The organism is Janthinobacterium sp. PSPC3-1, assembly GCF_049896105.1.
Classification (GTDB): domain Bacteria; phylum Pseudomonadota; class Gammaproteobacteria; order Burkholderiales; family Burkholderiaceae_D; genus Janthinobacterium.
In genome coordinates, this window is the sequence record NZ_JAFCTQ010000008.1 from 1 (window position 1) to 21,568 (window position 21,568).

A 21,568-nucleotide genomic window follows, 5' to 3' on the forward strand; every position below is an offset into this window, starting at 1 on the left:
CGAAGATCAACGCTGCACTTCATCAAATGCCCACACTTATCGACTGTTAATTGTTAAAGAACGGTATTCGGTACTGCCGCATTTCTGCGATTCGCGCTATCGACAAAGCGTTGTGTTTGTCATCTACGAAGAAGGAAGAGTATGAAGCATTTCACTAAATCCGTCAACACCTTCTTTTTTCTGCTTCACTCGGCATTTGCATGCGTCGTTCAGCGAGGGGGCGAATTATATCCCTGCCTTGAAAAGTCTGCAAGAGGCATTTTTGGCGTTCTCGAATATTGCTGTGTGATATCGTGACACCAGCATCCTTGCACCGCATCCACTTACTTTCATGCCTATTCCCCATATCCCATCCACGGCCAACACCACCCTGGCCGGCGAGCTCGACCACGCCATCAATCACAAGACCAAGCCGCTGGGCAGCCTGGGCCACCTGGAAGCCCTGGCGCGCCAGATTGGCCTGATCCAGCAAAGCACGCAGCCCGCAATCACCGAACCGGCGATTATCGTGTTTGCTGCCGACCATGGCGTGGTCGCCGAAGGCATCTCCGCCTATCCACAGGACGTCACCTGGCAAATGGTGGAAAACTTCCTGGGCAATGGCGCGGCCATCAATGTGTTTGCTCGCCAGAACAACAGCGCCTTATATATAGTGGACGCGGGCGTGAAACATGACTTCGGCCCGCGCGACGGCTTGCTCGACCGCAAGCAAGGTCAGGGTACCCGCAATTTCGCGCAGGAACCCGCGATGACGGCGCAAGAGTGCGCGTCCGCCATGCAGGCCGGCATGGACCTGGTCGACACCCTGCCTGGCAATGTGCTGGGCTTTGGCGAAATGGGCATCGGCAATACCACCGCCGCCGCCGCGCTGATGCACAAGCTGACCGGCACGCCGGTGGCGCAGTGCGTGGGCGCCGGTACGGGATTGTCCGCAGACGGCGTCCTGCACAAGCAGCGCGTGATCGAAGCGGCGGTGATCAAACATGCGCAGGCCATGGAAGCGCTCGATGTGCTGGCCACCTTTGGCGGCTTTGAAATTGCCATGATGGCCGGCGCCATGCTGAAGGCGGCCGAACGCCGCATGGTGCTGCTGATCGACGGCTTTATCGTCAGCAGCGCACTGCTGGTGGCGGCACGCTTGCAGCCGGCCATCCTCGATTACTGTGTGTTTGCGCACTGCTCTGACGAAAACGGCCACCGCCAGTTGTTGGCCAGCCTGGATGCGCGGCCTTTGCTGCAGCTGGACCTGCGCCTCGGCGAAGGCACGGGCAGCGCGCTGGCCCTGCCGCTGCTGCATGCGGCCGTCAATTTCCTGGCGCAGATGGCGACCTTCGGCTCGGCCCAGGTCAGCGAAAAGTCGACACACTGATCATGCTGCATCAATTGCGTCTGTTCTTTACCGCGCTGCAGTTCTTCACGCGCCTGCCGATTCCACGCTGGGTCGGCTACCAGCCCGAGTGGCTGCAGCAGTCGTCGCGTTATTTTCCGCTGGTGGGCGTGGTGGTCGCCGGCATCTGCGCCGCCGTTTATATATTGGCGAGCTGGCTGCTGCCGTCGCACGTGGCCGTGCTTCTGGCCGTCGCCGCCGGCATCTACCTGACGGGCGCTTTTCATGAAGACGGCTTTGCCGACATGTGCGACGGCTTCGGCGGTGGCCTGACGCGCGAACGGGTGCTGGAGATCATGAAGGATTCGCGCATCGGTGCGTATGGTGCGATCGGCATCCTGTGCCTGCTGGCGATCAAGGCTGGCGCGCTGGTGTCGCTGCCGCCCGAGATCGTCGCAGCAGCGTTCTTTATCGCCCACCCGCTGTCGCGCCTGGCGGCCGTGTCGCTGATCTGGGCCATGGACTACGCGCGCGACGAGGGCAAGTCCAAGCCGATGGCTCAATCGATGAGCACCGGGGAATTTGTGATCGCCGCCATCTGTGGCCTGCTGCCGGCAGTGATCTGTGGCTTGCTGGGACTGCTGGACTGGAGCGCGCTGGCACTGGCAGTGCTGGCGGCCACCGCCAGCGCCTGGTTCCTGGGCCGCAAATGCCAGCGCCGCCTGCAAGGTTATACGGGCGACTGCCTGGGCGCCGTGCAGCAGGTGGCGGAGGTGGCGGTCTACCTGGCGATCCTGACCAGCTTCCAGCCATCCCTGCGCTTTTATTAAGCGATGAAATTGATCCTGGTGCGCCATCCGGCGCCGGACGTCGCCAGCGGCATCTGCTATGGCAGCAGCGATGTTGCAGTAGCGCCACACATTCTGGCGGCGGCACGCGCCAGCCTGCTGGCCAGTTTGCCGGCCAATCTGCCTGTGTATTCCAGTCCGCTGTGGCGCTGCGCCGGCCTGGCGCAAGCGCTGGCGCGCGATCTGCCCGCCAGCCAATTCATCCAGGATGCACGCCTGGCCGAAATGGATTTTGGCGACTGGGAACTGCGCGCCTGGCAGGACATCGCACGCGGCGAGATCGACGCCTGGGCCTTTGATCTGGCGCATTACCGGCCGGGCGGCGGCGAAAACGTGCTGGCAATGGCCACCCGCGTTGCGGCGTTTCTCGATGAACTGTTGCGCGAACAACACGCGGCCGTCATCGTCATTTGCCATGCCGGCACCATTCGCCTGCTGTCGGCCTTGCAGGCCGGCCTGCCATTGGCGGAAACCGCCCTGCTGGCCGCTTCCGGCGCACACAAAATCGCCTATGGCGCAGTGGTGACGCTCGATTTTCAGCGACCAATAGTCACGCCAGCCATATGAGTCCGGCCCGGCTGCACGTATAATGGCAGGGTTTTGGTGCCCGCGTTCATGTCATGAATGCAGTTAAACGGGAAACACGATGCCGAGCCAAGGCCAACGTGTGCTGCCCCCGCAACGGTAAACAAGTGTCGCCGCTTTCGACTCGAAAGCGCCCGACAAGCTGTCCCTGACAACCACTGTGCCGATAGCGGCATGGGAAGGTAGGACAGCCTCGCTTGCAGCCCGGATACCGGCCAGAACAGGTGGAAGTGTGTGAACGGGGAGGTTCGCGTATCCGACTGGCCCAAGTATTCCAGGCCGTCTTCGAGCGTCATCCTCAGTTCCGTACTTCTGTTCAATCTGGCCAACGGGGACGTCGGCTGGTTGCTTCTTACTTACTGAAAATTATCATGACCCTTGCTGTTTCCCGCCACGCGGCCCTGACGTCGCTCGCGCTAGCCATTGCTGCGCCTTCCGCTTTTGCCCAAGCCACCACCGATACTTTTGACCCTGTCGTCATTACCGCCAACCGCTATCCGCAGCATCTGAGCGAAGTACTGAGCGACACGCAAACCATCAGCTCGGAAGACATCGCACGCTCGGGCGCCAGCTCGGTCGTCGACCTGCTGCAAAAACAGCGCGGCATCGAAGTGGCGCGCAACGGCGGCCCGGGCACCTCGGCATCGGTCTTTATCCGCGGCGCCAACAGCAACCAGAATATCGTGCTGGTCGACGGCGTGCGCATCGGCTCGTCCACCCTGGGTACGGCCAACTGGAGCGCCCTGCCCCTGTCGAGCATCGACCACATTGAAATCGTCTACGGCCCGCTGAGCACCATGTACGGCGCCGACGCCATCGGCGGCGTGATCCAGATCTTCACCAAGAAAGGCGAAGGCCCTGCGCGCTTCTCCGCGGCGGCCGGCTACGGCAGCAACAACACGCGCCAGGCCGAAGCACAGGTATCGGGCGCCACGGGCGGCTACAACAGCTTCAGCTACTCGCTGGCAGCGAGCAAGGAAAAATCGGATGGCTACTCGGCCTCGAAGCTGGGCGCCTCGTCGTTCACCTACAATCCGGATAAAGACGGCTACGACAAGGAAAACGTCAGCGGCCAGATCGGCTACCAGATGGCCAAGGGCCACCAGGTGGGCCTGGCATTCCTGAACAGCAAACTGGACGCCCAGTACGACAGCGGCCCGGGCTACGACTCGCGCAGCAAGCAGAAGCTGGAAAACATCTCGGTATTTACCAAGAACGAATTCCTGCCCAACTGGACCAGCGAACTGCGCTATGCGGAAGCGCGCGACAAGTCGGGCGACGACAGCGCCGCCGCATCGTGGGGCAAGAGCCAGATCGACACCAAGCAGACCGACCTGACCTGGCAGAATGACATCCGTTTCGGCCGCGACAACCTGCAAGTGCTGGCCAGCTACCGCGACGAAGACGTGATGTCGAGCAGCACGCCGGAAGTAACGGGCTCGCGCAACACCAAGTCGTTCGCCGTCTCGTACAACCTGGTACGCGGCGCGCACCTGGCCAGCATCAGCGGCCGTCGTGACGACAGCTCGGCATTCGGCAACCACAATACGGGCAGCATCGCCTACGGCTACCGCTTCACCAATGCCCTGCGCGCCACCGCCAGCTACGGCACCAGCTTCCGCGCGCCGACCTTCAATGAGCTGTACTACCCGGGCTATGGCCTGGCGACGAACCAGCCGGAACGCGGCCGCAACGCCGAACTGGGCCTGCGCTATGACGACGGCGTCTCGAAACTGAGCGCCAGCTACTACCACAACAAGATCACCGACCTGCTGGTCAACACCACGCCTTGCCCGGACCCGACCTTCACCGGCACATTCGGCTGCGCCTACAACGTCAACAAGGCGTTGCTGGAAGGCCTGACGATTGCCGGCTCGCGCAAGTTCGGCGCCTTCAATGTGCAAGGCAATATCGACCTGCAAGATCCACGCGATGAAACCAAGGACAAGCAACTGGTACGCCGCGCCAAGCGTCACGCCAGCTTTGCCACCGACTATAGCCTGGGCGCCCTGACCACCGGCGCCGAATGGCAGTTGTCGGGCAAGCGTTTTGAAAACGCCGCCAACACCACCACCCTGGGCGGCTATGGCCTGGTCAACCTGTACGCCACCTACCAGGTCAATCCTGACTGGTCGGTACTGGCGCGCTGGAACAATATCGCAGGCAAGGACTACGAACTGGCCCGCTTCTACGCGACCCCAGGCTCGAAATTCTTCGTGGGCGTACGCTACGGCATGAAGTAAGCAACTTGTTGATGTAAGCTGCGGGCGGTGACGGTAACGCCATCGCCCGCAGTGCGGTTCCGCAGTCCCCGTTTTCAAGGTATGCATGCATCCATTTTTCCGCAACATGCGCCACCGCGCGACGGTGATCCTCGCGACACTGCTCGTGTGCGCGGTTGTCAGCCTGATTTTCTCCGGCATGACCGGTTCGATCGCGATCCCGCTCGCCGACCTGCCGTCCGCCCTGTTTCACCTTATTCAGGGCCACCCCGATACCCTTGCCGCCACCCTGCTCGACCTGCGCCTCGGCCGCGCGCTGACCGCCTTTGTCACGGGCGCCGCGCTGTCGCTGGCCGGCGTGATGATGCAGGCGCTGCTGCGTAATCCCCTGGCCGACCCGTATGTACTGGGCATCTCGTCCGGCGCCTCGGTCGGCGCCCTGGCCGCGCTGCTGTTCATGTGTTCTCTGTGGGTGGTCGATGCGGCCGCCTTTGCCGGCGCCGTCGGCGTCTCCATGCTGCTGTATCTGTTTGCCCGGCGCGACCTGCGCGGCGGCACGGCGGCCGAAGGCGGCGCGTCAATGCTGCTGCTGACAGGCGTGATCCTGTCGTCGGCCTGCATGGCCATCGTCACCCTGATGCTGTCGATCGCCCCCGAAAGCCGCTTGCGCAGCATGGTGTTCTGGATGATCGGTGACCTGTCCGGCGCGCCATCGCGCGCCATGCCCTGGCTGGTGCTGGGCGCGGTCATGATTTTCGCACTGCGCAGCGCTCGTTCCCTGAACGTGATGGCGCTGCATGCGGAAGCGGCGGCTACCCTCGGTGTGCGCGTGGGCGCGCTGCGCAAGGGCCTGTTTTTCTGTTCCGGCCTGCTGACGGCCAGCGCCGTCACCAGCGCCGGCAGCGTGGGCTTCGTCGGCCTGATCGTGCCGCACGCGCTGCGCTTTGCCTGCGGCCCCGACCACCGCGTGCTGATTCCCGCTGCGGCGCTGGCCGGCGGCACCTTTCTGGTACTGGCCGACACCGTCGCGCGCACCGTGCTGGCGCCCTTGCAGCTGCCGGTCGGCGTGGTGACGGCAATGATAGGCGCCCCCGTGTTCCTGTATCAGCTGCACCGGCTGCGCCGCAAATGAGGCCACGATGATACGTACCTACCAACTGGGCCTGAAGGCAGGCAGCCGTACCCTGCTGGAAAACCTGAACTGGCGCATCGGCGAAGGCGAATGCTGGAGCATCATCGGCCGCAATGGCGCCGGCAAAAGCACCTTGTTGCGCACCCTGGCCGGCCTGCGCGACCCCGATGCCGGCCACGTCACGATACAGGGCCGCGCACTGATCGACTGGCCGCTGGGTGCGCTGGCGCGCCAGCGCGCCTTTTTGGCGCAGGCGCGCCACGACGCGTTCTCCTACCGCGTGATCGAAACCGTGCTGTCGGCCCGCCATCCGTATCACGACAACCATTACTGGGAAGGCAGCGACGACCAGCGGATCGCGCTCGCCTCGCTGGCGGCGATGGAAGTGGCACACCTGGCCGAACGCGACGTGCGCAGCCTGTCCGGCGGCGAGCGCCAGCGCGTGGCGATCGCCGCCATGCTGGCGCAGGATACGCCCATATTATTACTCGACGAACCGGCCAACGCGCTGGACCTGGCGCACCAGGTCAGCGTGATGGGACTGTTGTCCAAACTGTGCCGCGAACAGAACAAAACCGTGGTGATGGTGGGTCATGACCTGAACCTGGCGCACGGCATATCGAGCCACGCGCTGCTGATGATGGGCGATGGCGGCTGGCTCGCCGGCAGCGTGGCCGAGGTCATGCAGGCATCCATCCTGGGCGACTACCTGGGCCACCCGATCGAGATCATCGAACACGGCAAACGCAAGATATTCATACCAAAAGAGGACTGACATGAGCGACACCACCCCACCGAACGACGATACCGCGGCAATCAACGAACGCCACCGTGTACGCATGGAGCGCAAAAAAGCCATCATCGACGCGGCGATCGCCAAGGCCGACAAGGAAATCGGCATCATCATCGTCAACACCGGCAATGGCAAAGGCAAGAGTTCGAGCGGCTTCGGCATGGCGATCCGGGCGATGGGCCACGGCATGAAGGTGGGCGTGGTGCAGTTCATCAAGGGCGCCATGTCGACCGGCGAAGAAAAATTCCTGCGCCGCTTCCCGGACGAAATCAGCTTTCATGCGATGGGCGAAGGCTATACCTGGGAAACCCAGAACCGCGAACGCGATATCGAAAAAGCCGAACTGGCGTGGGAGCAGGCCAAAACTTTCCTGGCCGACCCCGCCTACGGCCTGGTGCTGTTCGATGAACTCAATATCGCCCTCAAATACAAATACCTGGACGTGCACAAGGTGATCGCCGACCTGCTGGAACGCCCGGCCATGCAGCACGTGGTGATCACCGGCCGCGGCGCGCCCGAGGAACTGATCGCGATTGCCGACACGGTGACCGAGATGGCGGTGGTCAAGCATGCTTACGCGGCCGGCATCGGTGCGCAGGCCGGCACGGAATGGTGAAGGTCGCATGACACGGACGCTGGTGCTTGGCGGCGCGCGCTCGGGCAAAAGCGCGTATGCCGAACGGCTGGCCCGCGACTCGGGCAAGGAGGTGCTGTATCTCGCCACCGCGCAGGCCGGCGACGGCGAGATGGCGACGCGCATCGCGCATCATCGGGAACAACGCCCGAATACCTGGCCCACGGTGGAAGAGCCGCTGCGCCTGGGCGCGGCCCTGCTGGCGCATGCTCAGCCGGGCCGATTGCTGCTGGTCGATTGCCTGACCCTGTGGCTGACCAATCTGATGTTTTCGTCGGGCGAGGCGTATCCGGACGTGGGCGACATCGTGCTGCCCGAACTGTTTCACAGCGAGCGCGCGCATCTGCTGTATGCGCTGGCCGAACTGGAAAACAGCGGCTGCGACATCGTACTGGTGTCGAATGAAGTCGGGATGGGCATCGTGCCGGTCGGCGCCATTTCGCGCTGCTTTACCGACGAAGCGGGACGCTTGAATCAGGCGGTGGCGGCCATCTGCGAGCGCGCGGTGTTCGTCGCCGCCGGCCTGCCCTTGTATCTGAAAGGCGGCCCATGCTGAGCGGCTTTTCGCTGCCGCTGCTGGCCGGGTTGATGACGGCCGGCGTGCTGCTCGACCTGATTCTGGGCGAGACGCGCCGCTTTCATCCGCTGGTCGGCTTTGGCAAGCTGGCCGGCGCCATCGAGCGTGCTCTCAACCTGGGCCGCGCGCGTTTGATGCGCGGCGCGCTGGCGTGGGGACTGGCGGTGCTGCCGATCACGTACGCTGCATGGTGGTTGTGCGGCCTGGCCGGCGCCGCACTGCACGTATTCTTGCTGTACCTGTGCCTGGGACTGCGCAGCCTGCGCGACCATAACCAGCCGATCGCCACAGCGCTGGCTGCCGGCGACCTCGATGCCGCGCGCCGTCTGACGGCCCGCATCGTCAGCCGTGATACAGCCAATGCCGACGCTGCCAGCCTGGCCAAGGCCAGCACCGAGTCCTTGCTGGAAAACGGCAACGACGCCGTGTTCGGCACTCTGTTCTGGTTTGCGATTGCCGGCGGCCCCGGCGCCGTCTTTTTCCGCCTGGCCAATACACTGGACGCCATGTGGGGCTACCGCACGCCGCGCTACGACTGGTTCGGCTGCTGCGCCGCGCGCATCGACGATATGCTGAACTATGTGCCGGCGCGCCTGACCGCCCTGTCCTATGTCATGCTGGGAAAAAGCATGGCCGATAAAAAACGCGCCTGGCAATGCTGGCGCACGCAGGCGCCAAACTGGGGCAGTCCGAACGCCGGCCCGGTGATGGCCAGCGGCGCGGGCGCCCTGGGCCTGGCCCTGGGTGGCGACGCCGTCTACGATGGCGAACTGGAACGGCGCCCGCCGCTGGGCAGCGGCCTGCCGGCGGCAGCCCACGATATCGACCGAGCCTGGCGCCTGGTGATGGAAACCACCGTACTGTGGCTGATCTGGGTGGCGCTGGCCGCCGGACTGTTTTATCTGCGAGGACGCCATGTTGCTTGAACACGGCGGCAACCTGCGCGAGGCCGCGCACGCCTACGACCGGCCGCTGGAACAGTGGATCGACCTGTCGACCGGCATCAATCCGCACTGGTATCCGGTACCAGGCACGTCCCCAAACGCCTGGCACCGCCTGCCCGAAGCCGATCCGGCACTGGCCGCTGCCGCCTGCGCGTATTACGGTGCGCAGTCCATGCTGCCGGTGGCCGGCACGCAGGCCGCCATCCAGGCCTTGCCCCGCTTGCGCGCGCCTGGCCGCGTGATTGTCGCCGCGCCCTCGTATGCGGAACACGCCCACCACTGGGGCCAGCATGGCCATCAACTGCGGCAGGTACCGTATGCGCAGTTGAACGATGCCGTCGACGACTGCGAGGTGCTGGTGGTCTGCAATCCGAACAACCCCACCGGCGCGCGCATCGCCCCCGAACAGCTGCTGGCGTGGGCTGAAACACTGGCGGCGCGCGGCGGCTGGCTGGTGGTCGACGAGGCGTTTGGCGACACGGAGGATGCGGCCAGTCTCGGTGCATATACCGGCCAGCCTGGACTGATCGTGCTGCGCTCGGTCGGCAAGTTCTTTGGCCTGGCGGGACTGCGGCTGGGCTTTGTGGCGGCGCATCCCACGCTGCTGCAAAAGCTGGCCGCGATGCTGGGGCCGTGGACCGTCAGCGGCCCGGCGCAGCAGGTGGCGCTGGCGGCCTTGTGCGATACCGGCTGGCAGCAGGCCATGCGCGCGCGCCTGCACGGCGAAGGCAAACGGCTGCGCCAGTTGCTGGCGTCATGCGGCATCGCCAGCACGGGCTGCGCGCTGTTTCAATGGTGGCCGGAAGCGCGCGCGGAGGACTTTCACCGCCATATGGCCGAACGCGGCATCTGGGTGCGGCTGTTCCGCCATGCGGCGCGCGGCATCCGACTGGGACTGCCGCCCTATGAACCGGCCTGGCAGCAGCTGGAGCAGGCACTGATTGCATGGAACAAGGAAAACACATGAGATACTGGACGATGACACTGCTGGCCACCGTGCTGGCCTTGCCGGCGCACGCCGCCATCACCGTGCGCGATGACGACGGCAATGCCGTCACGCTGGAGAAGCCGGCGCAGCGCATCCTGGCGCTGGCGCCGCATATCACCGAGCTGCTGTTCGCGGCCGGCGGCGGCGAGAAAATCGTCGGCGTGGTCAGCTACAGCGACTATCCGGAAGCGGCAAAAAAGATCGCCAACGTGGGCGACAACCGCCAGTACGACATGGAACGCATCATCGCCATGAAGCCGGACCTGATCGTGGTGTGGATGCATGGCAGCGCCGAGCGCCAGATCGCCATGCTGCGCCAGCTGAAGGTGCCGATCTATCACAGCGATCCGAAAAAGCTGGCCGATATCCCGAACAACATGGAGCGCCTGGGCCAGTTGATGGGCACGGAAAAAGTGGCCGCGCCGGCCGCCGCGCAGCTGCGCGCCAGGCTGGCCAGCATGAGCGCGCAATACGCGCAGCGCCCGCCCGTGCGCCTGTTTTACCAGGTGTGGGACAAGCCGCTGTACACCATCAGTGGCGCCAGCATCATCAGCGATGCCATGCGCGTATGCGGCGGCCAGAATGTGTTTGGCGCGATGAAGGTGGTGGCGCCGGTCGTCACGGCCGAAGGCGTGCTGCAGGAAAATCCGGAAGCGATCTTCGCCACCAGCGAAAAGAGCGATGCGGACAGCGAAGGCGGCCTGGCCATGTGGCGCGCCTTTCCGTCCTTGAGCGCGGTGCGCAACAACAATCTGTTCCGCCTGAATGGCGATCTGCTGAACCGCGCCGGCCCACGCATGTTCGACGGCACGGCCGCCATGTGCGACAAGCTGGAACTTGCCCGCCAGCACCGCAGTGCGCCGGCAGCAAAGGCAAAGGCAAAGCAATGAGCCACTACCAGCGCATCGCCTGTCTGTCGACCGAAGCGGTGGAAACCCTGTACGCGCTCGGCGCCGAAGACGTTATCGCCGGCATCTCCGGTTTTACGGTGCGCCCGCCGCGCGCGCGCGAAGAAAAAACCAAGATCAGCGGCTTTTCCTCGTCCAGCCTGGAACGCATCCTGGCCGTGCAGCCGGACCTGGTGATCGGCTTTTGCGACATGCAGGCCGATATCTGCCGCGACCTGGTCAAGGCCGGCGTCGAGGTGCACCAGTTCAACCAGCGCACCGTCGAGGGGATTTTGCGCATGATCGCCGTGCTGGCGTCGCTGGTGCGGCGCGAGGAAGCGGGCCGGGAACTGGTCGCCAGCCTGCGCGCCGACCTCGCCCGCGCGCAAGAGCGCGCCGCGCCCTGGACCCGCAAACCGGTGATCTATTTCGAAGAGTGGAACGAGCCTTTGATGAGCGGCATCGGCTGGGCGGCGGAGCTGATCGAACTGGCCGGCGGCGTCGATGCGTTTCCGGAATTGTCCGCACAGCCGGGCGCGAAGGAACGGATTATCGCCGACCCGCTGGACGTGGTGCGGCGTGCGCCCGACATCATTATCGCCACCTGGTGCGGCAAGAAATTCCAGCCCTTGCAACTGACGGCGCGCCCGCAATGGGACACCATCCCCGCCGTGCAAAACGGCATGGTGTTCGAGATCAAGTCGCCCGACATTCTGTCGCCCGGACCTGCCGCAATTACCGAAGGGCTGCGCCAGATCAGCGATATGGTCGCCCTGTGGCAGGCGCAGCAAGCATGACGGTCCCGTTCCATACCCTGATGGTGCAGGGCACGACCTCGGACGCCGGCAAGAGCACCATCGTCGCCGCCCTGTGCCGGCTGATCAAGCGGCGCGGTGTCACCGTCGCCCCGTTAAAGCCGCAGAACATGGCCCTGAACAGCGCGGTGACGGCCGACGGCGGCGAGATCGGCCGCGCGCAGGCGCTGCAGGCCATGGCCTGCGGCATCGCGCCGCATACCGACATGAATCCGGTGCTGCTGAAACCGTCGTCGAACACGGGCGCGCAGGTAATCATCCACGGCAAGGTGCGCGCCGAAATGGATGCGCGCGACTACCAGCAATACAAGACCGTCGCCATGGGGGCGGTGCTGGAATCCTACGCGCGGCTGCGCCAGCAGTACCAGGCGGTGATCGTCGAAGGCGCGGGCAGCCCCGCCGAGATCAATCTGCGCGCGCGCGATATCGCCAACATGGGGTTTGCGGAAGCCGTCGACTGCCCCGTGATCCTGGTCGCCGATATCGACCGTGGCGGCGTGTTCGCCCACATTATCGGCACTCTGGCCTGTCTGTCGGACAGCGAACGGGCGCGCATTATCGGTTTTGTCATCAACCGTTTTCGCGGCGATATTTCGCTGCTGCAGCCGGGCGTCGACTGGCTGGAACAGCAGACGGGCAAACCGGTGCTGGCCGTGCTGCCCTATCTGCAAGGCCTGTTTCTCGATGCGGAAGACGCGGTCGAAGCGATGCAGGCCGAACGCGGCGCGTTTACCGTGGTGGTGCCGCAACTGCCGCGCATCAGCAACCATACGGATTTCGACGCGCTGCGCGCCCATCCGGGCATCGACCTGCGCTTTATCAAGCAGGGCCAGCCGATACCACCGGCCGACCTGGTGATCCTGCCCGGCAGCAAGAACACGCGCGGCGACCTGGCATGGCTGCGGCATGAAGGCTGGCCCGCCTATCTGGCAAAACATCTGCGCTATGGCGGCAAGGTGATCGGCATCTGCGGCGGCTTCCAGATGCTGGGAGACAGCGTGCGCGATCCGCTGGGCGTGGAAGGCGCGGCGGGCGAGTCAGCGGCACTGGGATTGCTGGCGATGACGACCGAACTGACGGCCGACAAGCGGCTGGTGCAGGTCAGTGGCCAGTGCGCGTTTGCGGGCGCGGACAAGGCCCTGGTCTGCGGCTATGAAATCCATATGGGCGTCTCACATGGCGCGGCGCTCGACGCGCCAGCATTCCTCATCGATGGCCGGCCGGAAGGGGCGGTATCCGGCGACGGGCAAATCCTGGGCAGCTATTTGCACGGCATGTTCGATACCCCCGCAGCCTGTTCGGCCCTGCTGCGCTGGGCCGGGCTGGAGTCCAGCCATGTGGTCGATACCGGCGCGCTGCGCGAAGCGAGCCTGGAGCGGATCGCCGATGCGGCCATGCCCTTGATGGCCGCGCTGGAACGCCACGAATACTGACGCCTAGTTTTTCAGGCAGGTGCCCATGTAGGTGCGGTCGGTCGAAAACTCGACCGCCATGCTGGACGACACCGGCATGAACATCGAGTAATCGGCCGGCACATCGGCCGGGTCCTTGAACACGGCGATACCGTCGAAATCGACGGCTTGCGCGCCCAGGCCCAGCTTGTTGATGGTGATGGCTTCATCGTGGGTCTTGCCGACGGTGTTGTTGGTGATGGTGGCGGTGCTGCCGGCCACCACGATTTTTGCGCTGATGCCGGGCGCCGCGCAGGCATAGCTGCCGGCGATCTCGGTGCCGATCTTTTGCTGTTTGGCCGCCACGATGGTGCCCACGCGCAGCACGTTTTCCTGGTTGCGGCTGTAGCGGTCGATGAACAGCGCCAGCCCGCGGTCGCCGGCATGCACGTGAACGATGCCGAAGTCCTGCTGTCCCTGGCGGGCGATGATCAACCCGCGCGCCGCATCCCGGACCAAAGTCAGGCTGGCGTTTTCCGCCGCCAGCTGCGGCGATACCGCCGTGCAGGCGCCTTGCGCATTGAACACGCCGCCATTGCATAGTTGCGCGCTGCCGTCGGCGGCCACCCGGAGGCTGCCTTTCGGATTGAAGCGATCGCCGCCGTTCGAGGCGTTGCGCATGGCGCCCAGGAAAATATAATTGCCGGCCAGCTTGGCCACATCGGTGGCGGCATAGCCGCTGCCGCTGACGTTCGAACTCATGTTGCCCAATTTGATCGTTCCCGTCAGCAAGCGCGTGCGCGCATCGACGGCGAGGCTCAGGTCGGTGCCTGCATACGTCGTGATATTGCCGCTGGTGACCGCCGTATAACTGCCGCTGCGGTCGACCAGGCCGAACTGCGTCGACAGCACCTTCACGCTGAAGGTTTTCTTCGCATTGTCAAACGTGATGCGCCAGGTGTCGCCGATCTCGGCCGCCACGTCGTACACACTCTCGTCCGCATTGGCGCCGGCGATGACCGCCAGGCCAGCGGCGGCGGCCACCGCTTGCGACGCCACCGTCACGGCATCGGTGGTGGGCGTCACCGGAGGCGTGACGGGCGGCGTGACCACCACCGGTGGCGTGACGGGCGCGGCCGGGGTATCGTTATCGCTGCCGCCGCCGCAAGCGGTCAGGGCCGCGCCCAGCAGGACGATGGAGAGGGCATTTTTCATAGTGGTTTTCCAGGAAAGAGGTGACGCGACAGGTAATAGTCGCGATGGCAACACCGATGCTAGCCCCGGCGAACAACATTTACTATGGAACAATTGTTCCATGGACTTGCAACGGCGGCCATGCCATGGCATGCAGGCTGACGGCGCGCGTGCGCCATTTATGTGACAATTCCATCCTGTTGGCTCCGTTCCACCCTCCTCAGGCTGTCTACCCATGTCCAGTTCCGCCGTTAAAAGCTACCTCCCGTGGGTGGTCGCCACCGCCCTCTTCATGGAGCAGCTCGACTCCACCATCGTCAATACCGCCATTCCGAGCATGGCGGCCAGCCTGAATGTCACGCCGCTGAGCCTGAAAGCGGTGGTTACCAGCTACATCCTGAGCCTGGCCGTGTGCATCCCGATCAGCGGCTGGATGGCCGACCGCTTCGGCACGCGGCGCGTGTTTTCCGCCGCCGTCGCCATCTTCACGATCGCTTCCATCCTGTGCGGCCTGTCCGTCAACTCGCCGATGCTGGTGGCGGCACGCCTGCTGCAGGGGGTCGGGGCGGCGATGATGATGCCGGTCGGCCGGCTGACCATCATCCGCACCTTTCCCAAGTCGCAACTGCTGGCGGCAATGAATTTCGTCATTATCCCGGCCCTGATCGGCCCCTTGCTGGGGCCTACCGTGGGCGGGCTGATCGTGCACTGGCTGTCGTGGCGCGAGATTTTCTTCGTCAACGTGCCGGTCGGCCTGGCGGCGCTGTACCTGGCGCACCGCTACATGCCTGACTACTATGGCGACAAGCCGCGTCCGCTGGACCTGATCGGCCTGGTGCTGTTCGGCACCGGCATTGCCCTGCTGTCGTGGCTGCTGGAAGTGTTCGGCGAGCATCGCGTCGATCCCACCTCGTTCGCCGTGCTGCTGTTTATTTCCATCAGCCTGCTGGCGGCCTACGTCTGGCATTCGAGCGAAGTGCTGCACCCGCTGCTGCGCCTGGCGCTGTTCAAGGTGCGCACCTTCCGCGTCTCGGTGGTGGGCGGTTTCGTCACGCGCCTGGGCGTCGGCGGCCTGCCGTTTTTGTTGCCGCTGCTGTACCAGCTGGGCCTGGGCTTGCCGGCCTGGCAGTCGGGCTTGCTGATGATGCCGTCGGCGGCCGCCGCAATGGGCATGAAGTTCATCTCCGCGCGCGTGCTGGCCCGCTTCGGCTACCGGCAAGTGCTGATCGTCAATACGGTGCTGATCGGCGTGACCATCGCCATGTTTTCGCAAGTGAGCGCCGGCACGCCGTTGTACGTCATCGTCGGCATCAGCCTGTGCCTGGGCTTTTTCAATTCGCTGCAGTTTTCCAGCATGAACACCATCGCCTACGCCGATGTCGACAAGGCCGACTCCAGCATGGCCAGCACGATTGCCAGTTCGATGCAGCAACTGTCGATGAGCTTTGGCCTGGCGTTCGGTTCGCTGATCACCGGCTGGTACCTGGGCGACATGCCGCAGTCGAACCGCGCCATGCTGAGTACCGCCCTGCACCATGCCTTTTTGACACTGGCAGTGGTGACGATCCTGTCTTCGCTGACCTTCTGGACCTTGCGCCGCACGGATGGGGAAAGCATCAGCAAGGGCAGCGATGTCGATGAAGACGACCTGGCCGAAGTCAAGGCGAAAGCGGTGGTGCAGACGGAAGTCCGGACGACAACGCAAACCAGCAAGGACTGAGCGGCCTCAAGCCGCCGCGACGCCACGCTGGCGGCACTGGCCGCGCCGGTGCTACTGTGTACCGGGAGGCGCACATGGCGATCGAGCGGCGGTTCGCATGGGAAGGCAAGGACCGCCACGGCAAGCGGGTAGCAGGCATGCTGCGCGCCACCGACGCCGCTGCCGCCACCGTGCTGCTGCGCCGCCAGGGCATCCTGGCCACCCGCGTGCAGGCCCGCCGCGCGGCACCGGGCAAGGCCATCCGCCACAAGGATATCGCGCTGTTTACGCGCCAGCTGGCCACCATGATGGGCGCCGGCGTGCCGCTGCTGACCGCCTTCGAGATCGCCGGCAAGGGCCATGCCAAGCCGTCCATGACGCAGCTGATGCAGGACTTGCGCCGCGATATCGAAGCGGGCGGCAGCCTGCAGCAAGCCTTCCGCCAGTTCCCCCACCTGTTTGACGAACTGTATTGCAACCTGGTGGCGGCCGGCGAACAGGCCGGCATCGTGCAGGAGCTGCTGGCGCGCCTGGCCACGCACCAGGAAAAAGCCATCGCCCTGCGCCGCAAGCTGCGCGGTGCGCTGATGTATCCACTGGCCATCGTAGCCGTCGCCATCCTCGTCACCGCCATCATCCTGACGGTGGTGGTGCCGGCCTTCCGGCAAGTCTTCGACAGCTTCGGCGCGCCGCTGCCGCTGCCCACCTTGCTGGTCATGGAGCTGTCGCGCCTGCTGGTGCAATCGTGGTACTGGCTGCTGGCCGCGCTGGTGGCGCTGGCACTGCTGCTGCGCCTGGCCTGGCGCCGCTGGCCGCAGTTGCGCCGGCACGCACAGCTGCAATCGCTGCGCCTTCCCCTGTTCGGCCCGCTGCTGCGGCGCGCGGCGATCGCCCGCTGGACCCGCACCCTGGCCGCCATGTACGCCGCCGGCGTGCCCCTGCTCGATTCGCTGGCCCTGGTCGGCGCCGCCGCCGGCAACATCGTCTATCAGGACGCCACCATGCGCATCGAGCGCGAGATCCGCGCCGGCGGCAGCCTGGCGCTGGCCATGGGCCACAGCGGCGTGTTTCCCGAGCTGCTGACGCAACTGGCCCTGATCGGCGAAGAATCGGGCGCCCTCGACGCCATGCTGTCGCGCGCGGCCGACATCATCGAAGCGGAGATCGACAGCACCGTCACCATCCTTGCATCCTTGCTGGAGCCGGCGCTGATGGTGGTGCTGGGCGTGCTGGTGGGTGGCCTGGTGATCGCCTTGTATTTACCGATTTTCAAGCTGGGAGCGGTGATTTGACGGGTGGGGTTGAGATAGCGCAAGGGCATGGTGCGCAACGCGCACGAGGCGCTTGCGATGGCCGTATAAAATTTGATACACTCGGGAGAAATCGCGATGAACGAGAAACCGATCGACTGGCGTGGCAGCTCGCTCGACGATATCAAGGACGACGCCATCTTTACCGTCAACGCGCGGCGCGAGGCCGGCCACCAGCTGAGCCAGGTGCAGGCGGGGCTGGAGCCTGACCGCTGGAAGCCGTTCGACGAAGTCGGCGCGGGTACACGCGAAATCATCGTCAATCTCGATGACGGCTGGTTCCGCGTCATGTACGTGGCCAAGTTTGCCGAAGCCGTGTATGTGTTGCACTGTTTCAAGAAGAAAACCAACGCCACATCCGGGCAGGATAAACAGATTGCCAGCACCCGTTATAAAGCCGTGATCAAGGAAAGGAACACGCAATGAGCATCAACACCAAATCAGCCCGCATCACGCCCGCTGGCGGCAACGTCTTCGCCGACCTGGGCTTTGAACCCGCGGAAGCGCAGGCGCTGCAGGCGCAGTCGCAGCGCATCATCTCGGACAAGATCGCCATCAAGGAAAAACTGATGGGAGAGTTGGCGCTGTGGATGGCTACCGAAAACCTCAAGCAGGCCGATGCCGCGCAGATCCTTGGCGTGACGCGCCCGCGCGTATCCGACATGATCAACAGGAAAACCCCGAAATTCACCATCGACGCGCTGGTCGACATGCTGGCGCGCACCGGCAAGCGGGTGATGTTCTCGATCGCGTAAGCAGCGGCGGTCTGCCGAAAGTTCCCCGGAAGGGTGAGGATGTTTTACACTGCGCAGTGCCGGCAACTGTTTGCACGGCAACATCCCACCCTGACTAGACCACCATGCTGCAAGATACCCTGTTGTTCGCCGCGCCCGGCAATCTGTTCGTCACGCTGGTCGCCGCCCTGTTCGGCCTGATCGTCGGCAGCTTTCTCAATGTCGTGATCCACCGCATCCCGAAGATGATGCAGCGCGAGTCCGACAATTACGTGGCGGTGGAAAGCGGCAAGCCGCCGCCGCACACCGACAAATACAATCTGATGCTGCCGCATTCGCACTGCACCGCCTGCGGCCACCGCATCACCGCGCTGGAAAACATTCCCGTCGTCAGCTACCTGGCCCTGCGCGGCCAGTGCCGCGCCTGCAAGGCGCCGATTTCGCCGCGCTATCCGCTGGTGGAAATGTTGACGGGCGCGCTGTCGGCGCTGCTGGTCTGGCATTTCGGCAGCGGCTGGACCGGGCTGGCCACTTTGCTGTTCGCCTTCCTGCTGATCGCCATGACCTTTATCGACGCCGATACGCAGATGCTGCCCGACGACCTGACGTTTCCGCTGCTGTGGGCGGGGTTGCTGGTCAATATCAACGGCACCTTCGTGCCGCTTGCCGACGCCGTGATCGGCGCGGCTGCCGGCTACCTGGCCCTGTGGAGCGTCTACTGGGCCTTCAAGCTGGCGACAGGCAAGGAAGGAATGGGGTATGGTGACTTCAAATTGCTGGCGGCGCTGGGCGCCTGGCTGGGCTGGACCATGCTGCCGACGATTATTTTATTGTCGTCCGTGGTCGGCGCGCTGGTCGGCATCGTCCTGATCGTGTTTGCCAAACGCGGGCGCGACAAACCCATTCCCTTCGGTCCCTACCTGGCCGCCGCCGGCGTGATCGCCCTGCTGTATGGCGCGCCGCTGTCGCAGCTGACCCTGGGTCTGGTGGGCTGACCGAATGGAACACATGACAGAATCTGGCACGACGCACGGCGCACCTTATTTCAGCATCGGCCTGACCGGCGGCATCGGCTGCGGCAAGAGCACGGTGGCCAATCTGTTTGCCGCGCGCGGCGCCTCCATCGTCGATACCGACGAGATCGCGCACAGCATGACGGCCGCCAATGGCGCGGCCATGCCGGCGCTGCTGGCGGAATTTGGCGCTGGGGTGCTTGACGCGAACGGCGCGATGGACCGCGCAAAGATGCGCGCACTGGTGTTTTCAGACCCGCAGGCCAAGCGCCGGCTGGAAGCGATTTTGCATCCGCGCATCCGCGCGGCCACCCTGGCGGCGGCCGCCGGCGCCACCGGCAGCTATGTGATCTTTGCCGTGCCGCTGCTGGTCGAATCGGGCGGCTGGGTGGAACGGGTCAACCGCGTGCTGGTGATCGACTGCCAGGAAAGCCTGCAAGTGGCGCGCGTGATGCGGCGCAATGGCCTGTCGGAAGCGCAAGTGAAGGCCATCATGGCGACGCAGGCGACACGGGCCATGCGCCTGGGAGCGGCCGATGATGTGATCGATAACAATGGCGACCTGGCGGCCCTGGAACCGCAGATCGCCCTCTTGCACGAGGTATATCTGGCATTTTCAAAAAGAATGGCGGGAATGGCCTCACAGCATTTGTAATTTGTCGACGCTTGGTTCAGAATCACGGGATTGCTTGCAGGTCCATACTTAAGGGAATTATTTTGATTGTCTACGAATACCCTTTCAACGAACGCATACGTACGCTGTTGCGGCTGGAAGACCTGTACGACAAATTCAAGTTCTTCGTCCAGCAAGAGCACGCGATGCAGCACCATGTTGCCTTGGCAACTATCTTCGACATGCTGGAAGTGGCCGGCCGTGCCGACCTGAAGTCCGATCTGTTGCAGGAACTCGAACGCCAGCGCCAGAGCCTGCTCGGCTACCGCAGCAATCCGAATGTGGAACCGGAAACCCTGGACGCCATCCTTGGCGAACTCGACAGCGTCAGCGGCGCCCTGGTGGCGGCCCAAGGCAAGACCGGGCAGAATATCCGCGACAATGAATGGCTGATGAGCATCCGCGGCCGCACCATCATCCCCGGCGGCGCCTGCGAATTCGATCTGCCGTCCTACTATGCCTGGCAGCAGCGCAGCTCGGAACAGCGCCTGGCCGATATTCAGGCCTGGTTCGCCCCGCTGGCGCCGCTGTTCGATGCGCTGGCGCTGGTGCTGCGCCTGCTGCGCGATTCGGGCGGCCCCGTCAAGCTGATCGCCAATGCGGGCAGCTTCCAGCAAATGCTGCAAGGCAAGGTCTACCAGATGCTGCGTTTGAGCCTCGACGAGGCCAGCGGCGCGATTCCCGAAATCTCCGCCAACAAATACATGCTGTGGGTGCGCTTTACCACCCAGGGCGGCGACCTGAAACCCAAGCCGCTCGAAGAAGATGTCCCCTTCGAACTCACGCTGTGTAATTTTTAATTGTTCTTGCCATGACCGTTGTTAACTGCCCCACCTGCGCCGCCAAAGTCGAATGGACCGAGGCCAATACCTTCCGCCCCTTCTGTTCGAATCGCTGCAAGCAGATCGACCTGGGCGCCTGGGCCGAAGAGAAATACACGATCCCGGCCGCCGACCCGCTCGACGACCCATTGGATGATGAAGAAAACAAACCCGCGCATTAATAACATCTGACCAAACCTACTGCGCGGCGCGACTTGCGGCCTCCGATGCTCACTGTGCATTCGCACAGCTCCGCTTCTCAGCCACAATTCACATCCGCTCGCTACGGTTTTGTCAGGCGTTGTGACTAAACGGGTTTTCCAGCCGCAATCCCGATCGCGCATAGCGGTCCAGCCGGCCGCTGACCACCGTCAGGCCATGGGCGATGCCCATCGCCGCGATCTGGCCATCGACACCCGTACCGTGATCCTGCAACCGCGCCCACACCAGCGCGCAATCGAGGTCGAACTCGAGCAGGCGCGCCGCATAGTCGCGCAACACCGCCTCCAGCCAGCCTTCCATCGCCAGCGCTTCCATGCTGGCGCCGCGCCGCCATAGCTGCCGGATGCCGGCGCGCCATTGCGCCACCGCCTGCACCGGCAGGTAGCGTTCGTCGGGCGCCACCCGCTCGAACCAGGATCGCACGCCGGGCGGCGCCTTGGCTCCCTTGCGCGCGGCATTGACCACGTCGGCGTCCAGCAGGTAGCCGGGCATGCTATTGGTCACGGCCGAAGTCGGCCTCGCTGCCCACGTCAGGCATGCCGCGCAGGATATCGTCGAGCGGGCGCCTGGGCAGCGGACGCAGCACGCTGCGCAGGATGTCGCGGTGTTCCTCCTCGATGCTGCGGCCATGCGCGCGGGCGCGCTTGTGCAGCGCGGCCAGCAGCAGTTCATCGGCGTCGTTGAAGGTGAGGGTCAAGGTCAGCGCCATGCGAGTCTCCCGCTATCGTCATCAATGACTTTAGCGGAAAGACCCTGTAA

24 protein-coding genes and 1 riboswitch are annotated in these 21,568 nt (G+C 64.3%); of the genes, 21 read left to right on the forward strand and 3 right to left on the reverse strand.

Going from position 1 to position 21,568, the window contains the following annotated elements; genetic code table 11:
- The first annotated feature begins 331 nt into the window (after nt 1-331).
- The 13 genes from cobT (at nt 332) to ACP7B7_RS10730 (ending at nt 13,185) form a co-directional block, all read left to right on the forward strand.
- Nucleotides 332-1,369 carry a nicotinate-nucleotide--dimethylbenzimidazole phosphoribosyltransferase gene (cobT, locus tag ACP7B7_RS10670; RefSeq protein WP_308923988.1) on the forward strand — a complete coding sequence of 346 codons (1,038 nt, stop codon included), beginning with the start codon at nt 332-334 and terminating at the stop codon, nt 1,367-1,369.
- Nucleotides 1,370-1,371: 2 nt separating this feature from the next.
- Complete coding sequence (locus ACP7B7_RS10675; RefSeq protein WP_308923987.1) at nt 1,372-2,157, forward strand: adenosylcobinamide-GDP ribazoletransferase; 786 nt, start codon at nt 1,372-1,374, stop codon at nt 2,155-2,157.
- 3 nt (nt 2,158-2,160) lie between these two features.
- Nucleotides 2,161-2,742, forward strand: coding sequence for a histidine phosphatase family protein (locus ACP7B7_RS10680; protein WP_426076668.1), 582 nt, complete (start codon nt 2,161-2,163; stop codon nt 2,740-2,742).
- 17 nt (nt 2,743-2,759) lie between these two features.
- A riboswitch (cobalamin riboswitch) is annotated at nt 2,760-2,994 on the forward strand.
- Between the two features lie 137 nt (nt 2,995-3,131).
- Nucleotides 3,132-5,003 carry a TonB-dependent receptor domain-containing protein gene (locus ACP7B7_RS10685; RefSeq protein WP_426076669.1) on the forward strand — a complete coding sequence of 624 codons (1,872 nt, stop codon included), beginning with the start codon at nt 3,132-3,134 and terminating at the stop codon, nt 5,001-5,003.
- 85 nt (nt 5,004-5,088) lie between these two features.
- The gene (locus ACP7B7_RS10690; protein ID WP_308923984.1) at nt 5,089-6,114 is read left to right on the forward strand and encodes a FecCD family ABC transporter permease; all 1,026 of its coding nucleotides are present in this window, start codon (nt 5,089-5,091) and stop codon (nt 6,112-6,114) included.
- A 7-nt stretch (nt 6,115-6,121) separates the two neighbouring features.
- A complete protein-coding gene (locus ACP7B7_RS10695) occupies nt 6,122-6,889 on the forward strand; it encodes an ABC transporter ATP-binding protein (protein WP_308923983.1) in 768 nt (255 codons plus the stop codon).
- Between the two features lies 1 nt (nt 6,890).
- The gene (cobO, locus tag ACP7B7_RS10700; protein WP_426076670.1) at nt 6,891-7,523 is read left to right on the forward strand and encodes a cob(I)yrinic acid a,c-diamide adenosyltransferase; all 633 of its coding nucleotides are present in this window, start codon (nt 6,891-6,893) and stop codon (nt 7,521-7,523) included.
- Nucleotides 7,524-7,530: 7 nt separating this feature from the next.
- Nucleotides 7,531-8,097: a bifunctional adenosylcobinamide kinase/adenosylcobinamide-phosphate guanylyltransferase gene (gene cobU, locus ACP7B7_RS10705; protein ID WP_426076671.1), complete on the forward strand. Its 567-nt coding sequence runs from the start codon at nt 7,531-7,533 to the stop codon at nt 8,095-8,097.
- Entirely contained in the window at nt 8,091-9,044 is a 954-nt protein-coding gene (gene cbiB, locus ACP7B7_RS10710; protein ID WP_426076672.1) for an adenosylcobinamide-phosphate synthase CbiB, read from the forward strand. The genes cobU and cbiB overlap by 7 nt, the downstream gene beginning before the upstream one ends.
- A complete protein-coding gene (gene cobD, locus ACP7B7_RS10715; protein ID WP_426076759.1) occupies nt 9,037-10,029 on the forward strand; it encodes a threonine-phosphate decarboxylase CobD in 993 nt (330 codons plus the stop codon). Before cbiB ends, cobD begins: the two co-directional genes overlap by 8 nt.
- Nucleotides 10,026-10,940: a cobalamin-binding protein gene (locus ACP7B7_RS10720; RefSeq protein ID WP_426076673.1), complete on the forward strand. Its 915-nt coding sequence runs from the start codon at nt 10,026-10,028 to the stop codon at nt 10,938-10,940. The genes cobD and ACP7B7_RS10720 overlap by 4 nt, the downstream gene beginning before the upstream one ends.
- Nucleotides 10,937-11,734, forward strand: coding sequence for an ABC transporter substrate-binding protein (locus tag ACP7B7_RS10725; protein ID WP_426076674.1), 798 nt, complete (start codon nt 10,937-10,939; stop codon nt 11,732-11,734). The genes ACP7B7_RS10720 and ACP7B7_RS10725 overlap by 4 nt, the downstream gene beginning before the upstream one ends.
- The gene (locus ACP7B7_RS10730; protein ID WP_426076675.1) at nt 11,731-13,185 is read left to right on the forward strand and encodes a cobyric acid synthase; all 1,455 of its coding nucleotides are present in this window, start codon (nt 11,731-11,733) and stop codon (nt 13,183-13,185) included. Before ACP7B7_RS10725 ends, ACP7B7_RS10730 begins: the two co-directional genes overlap by 4 nt.
- A gap of 3 nt (nt 13,186-13,188) precedes the next feature.
- Here ACP7B7_RS10730 and ACP7B7_RS10735 read toward each other — a convergent pair whose 3' ends face one another.
- A complete protein-coding gene (locus ACP7B7_RS10735) occupies nt 13,189-14,358 on the reverse strand; it encodes a hypothetical protein (protein WP_426076676.1) in 1,170 nt (389 codons plus the stop codon).
- 214 nt (nt 14,359-14,572) lie between these two features.
- Here ACP7B7_RS10735 and ACP7B7_RS10740 point away from each other — a divergent pair, with 214 nt between their 5' ends.
- From ACP7B7_RS10740 to yacG, 8 genes are all read left to right on the forward strand, one after another.
- Nucleotides 14,573-16,057: a DHA2 family efflux MFS transporter permease subunit gene (locus ACP7B7_RS10740; protein WP_308923975.1), complete on the forward strand. Its 1,485-nt coding sequence runs from the start codon at nt 14,573-14,575 to the stop codon at nt 16,055-16,057.
- Nucleotides 16,058-16,131: 74 nt separating this feature from the next.
- Nucleotides 16,132-17,328: a type II secretion system F family protein gene (locus ACP7B7_RS10745; protein WP_426076678.1), complete on the forward strand. Its 1,197-nt coding sequence runs from the start codon at nt 16,132-16,134 to the stop codon at nt 17,326-17,328.
- Between the two features lie 96 nt (nt 17,329-17,424).
- Nucleotides 17,425-17,772: a type II toxin-antitoxin system RelE/ParE family toxin gene (locus ACP7B7_RS10750; RefSeq protein WP_308923973.1), complete on the forward strand. Its 348-nt coding sequence runs from the start codon at nt 17,425-17,427 to the stop codon at nt 17,770-17,772.
- Nucleotides 17,769-18,101, forward strand: a complete 333-nt coding sequence (locus ACP7B7_RS10755; protein WP_308923972.1) for a helix-turn-helix domain-containing protein — start codon at nt 17,769-17,771, stop codon at nt 18,099-18,101. Before ACP7B7_RS10750 ends, ACP7B7_RS10755 begins: the two co-directional genes overlap by 4 nt.
- Before the next feature lie 104 nt (nt 18,102-18,205).
- The gene (locus ACP7B7_RS10760; RefSeq protein ID WP_308923971.1) at nt 18,206-19,075 is read left to right on the forward strand and encodes a prepilin peptidase; all 870 of its coding nucleotides are present in this window, start codon (nt 18,206-18,208) and stop codon (nt 19,073-19,075) included.
- Nucleotides 19,076-19,088: 13 nt separating this feature from the next.
- Complete coding sequence (gene coaE / locus ACP7B7_RS10765; RefSeq protein ID WP_426076679.1) at nt 19,089-19,748, forward strand: dephospho-CoA kinase; 660 nt, start codon at nt 19,089-19,091, stop codon at nt 19,746-19,748.
- A gap of 62 nt (nt 19,749-19,810) precedes the next feature.
- Entirely contained in the window at nt 19,811-20,566 is a 756-nt protein-coding gene (gene zapD / locus ACP7B7_RS10770; protein WP_308923969.1) for a cell division protein ZapD, read from the forward strand.
- Between the two features lie 11 nt (nt 20,567-20,577).
- Nucleotides 20,578-20,769, forward strand: a complete 192-nt coding sequence (yacG, locus tag ACP7B7_RS10775) for a DNA gyrase inhibitor YacG (RefSeq protein WP_308923968.1) — start codon at nt 20,578-20,580, stop codon at nt 20,767-20,769.
- 112 nt (nt 20,770-20,881) lie between these two features.
- On the opposite strand, the gene ACP7B7_RS10780 is transcribed toward yacG, so the two are convergent.
- Together ACP7B7_RS10780 and ACP7B7_RS10785 are read right to left on the reverse strand one after the other, a co-directional pair.
- Complete coding sequence (locus ACP7B7_RS10780) at nt 20,882-21,313, reverse strand: VapC toxin family PIN domain ribonuclease (protein WP_426076680.1); 432 nt, start codon at nt 21,311-21,313, stop codon at nt 20,882-20,884.
- Entirely contained in the window at nt 21,303-21,518 is a 216-nt protein-coding gene (locus tag ACP7B7_RS10785) for a FitA-like ribbon-helix-helix domain-containing protein (RefSeq protein ID WP_308923966.1), read from the reverse strand. Before ACP7B7_RS10785 ends, ACP7B7_RS10780 begins: the two co-directional genes overlap by 11 nt.
- Nucleotides 21,519-21,568 lie beyond the last annotated feature (50 nt).

Excerpts from the sequence above, each read along its gene's own strand:
- cobT (WP_308923988.1), top strand. The coding sequence starts at position 332 with ATGCCTATTCCCCATATCCCATCCACGGCCAACACCACCCTGGCCGGC.
- ACP7B7_RS10675 (WP_308923987.1), top strand. The coding sequence starts at position 1,372 with ATGCTGCATCAATTGCGTCTGTTCTTTACCGCGCTGCAGTTCTTCACG.
- ACP7B7_RS10680 (WP_426076668.1), top strand. The coding sequence starts at position 2,161 with ATGAAATTGATCCTGGTGCGCCATCCGGCGCCGGACGTCGCCAGCGGC.
- ACP7B7_RS10685 (WP_426076669.1), top strand. The coding sequence starts at position 3,132 with ATGACCCTTGCTGTTTCCCGCCACGCGGCCCTGACGTCGCTCGCGCTA.
- ACP7B7_RS10690 (WP_308923984.1), top strand. The coding sequence starts at position 5,089 with ATGCATCCATTTTTCCGCAACATGCGCCACCGCGCGACGGTGATCCTC.
- ACP7B7_RS10695 (WP_308923983.1), top strand. The coding sequence starts at position 6,122 with ATGATACGTACCTACCAACTGGGCCTGAAGGCAGGCAGCCGTACCCTG.
- cobO (WP_426076670.1), top strand. The coding sequence starts at position 6,891 with ATGAGCGACACCACCCCACCGAACGACGATACCGCGGCAATCAACGAA.
- cobU (WP_426076671.1), top strand. The coding sequence starts at position 7,531 with ATGACACGGACGCTGGTGCTTGGCGGCGCGCGCTCGGGCAAAAGCGCG.
- cbiB (WP_426076672.1), top strand. The coding sequence starts at position 8,091 with ATGCTGAGCGGCTTTTCGCTGCCGCTGCTGGCCGGGTTGATGACGGCC.
- ACP7B7_RS10720 (WP_426076673.1), top strand. The coding sequence starts at position 10,026 with ATGAGATACTGGACGATGACACTGCTGGCCACCGTGCTGGCCTTGCCG.
- ACP7B7_RS10725 (WP_426076674.1), top strand. The coding sequence starts at position 10,937 with ATGAGCCACTACCAGCGCATCGCCTGTCTGTCGACCGAAGCGGTGGAA.
- ACP7B7_RS10730 (WP_426076675.1), top strand. The coding sequence starts at position 11,731 with ATGACGGTCCCGTTCCATACCCTGATGGTGCAGGGCACGACCTCGGAC.
- ACP7B7_RS10735 (WP_426076676.1), bottom strand. The coding sequence starts at position 14,358 with ATGAAAAATGCCCTCTCCATCGTCCTGCTGGGCGCGGCCCTGACCGCT.
- ACP7B7_RS10740 (WP_308923975.1), top strand. The coding sequence starts at position 14,573 with ATGTCCAGTTCCGCCGTTAAAAGCTACCTCCCGTGGGTGGTCGCCACC.
- ACP7B7_RS10745 (WP_426076678.1), top strand. The coding sequence starts at position 16,132 with ATGGCGATCGAGCGGCGGTTCGCATGGGAAGGCAAGGACCGCCACGGC.
- ACP7B7_RS10750 (WP_308923973.1), top strand. The coding sequence starts at position 17,425 with ATGAACGAGAAACCGATCGACTGGCGTGGCAGCTCGCTCGACGATATC.
- ACP7B7_RS10755 (WP_308923972.1), top strand. The coding sequence starts at position 17,769 with ATGAGCATCAACACCAAATCAGCCCGCATCACGCCCGCTGGCGGCAAC.
- ACP7B7_RS10760 (WP_308923971.1), top strand. The coding sequence starts at position 18,206 with ATGCTGCAAGATACCCTGTTGTTCGCCGCGCCCGGCAATCTGTTCGTC.
- coaE (WP_426076679.1), top strand. The coding sequence starts at position 19,089 with ATGACAGAATCTGGCACGACGCACGGCGCACCTTATTTCAGCATCGGC.
- yacG (WP_308923968.1), top strand. The coding sequence starts at position 20,578 with ATGACCGTTGTTAACTGCCCCACCTGCGCCGCCAAAGTCGAATGGACC.
- ACP7B7_RS10785 (WP_308923966.1), bottom strand. The coding sequence starts at position 21,518 with ATGGCGCTGACCTTGACCCTCACCTTCAACGACGCCGATGAACTGCTG.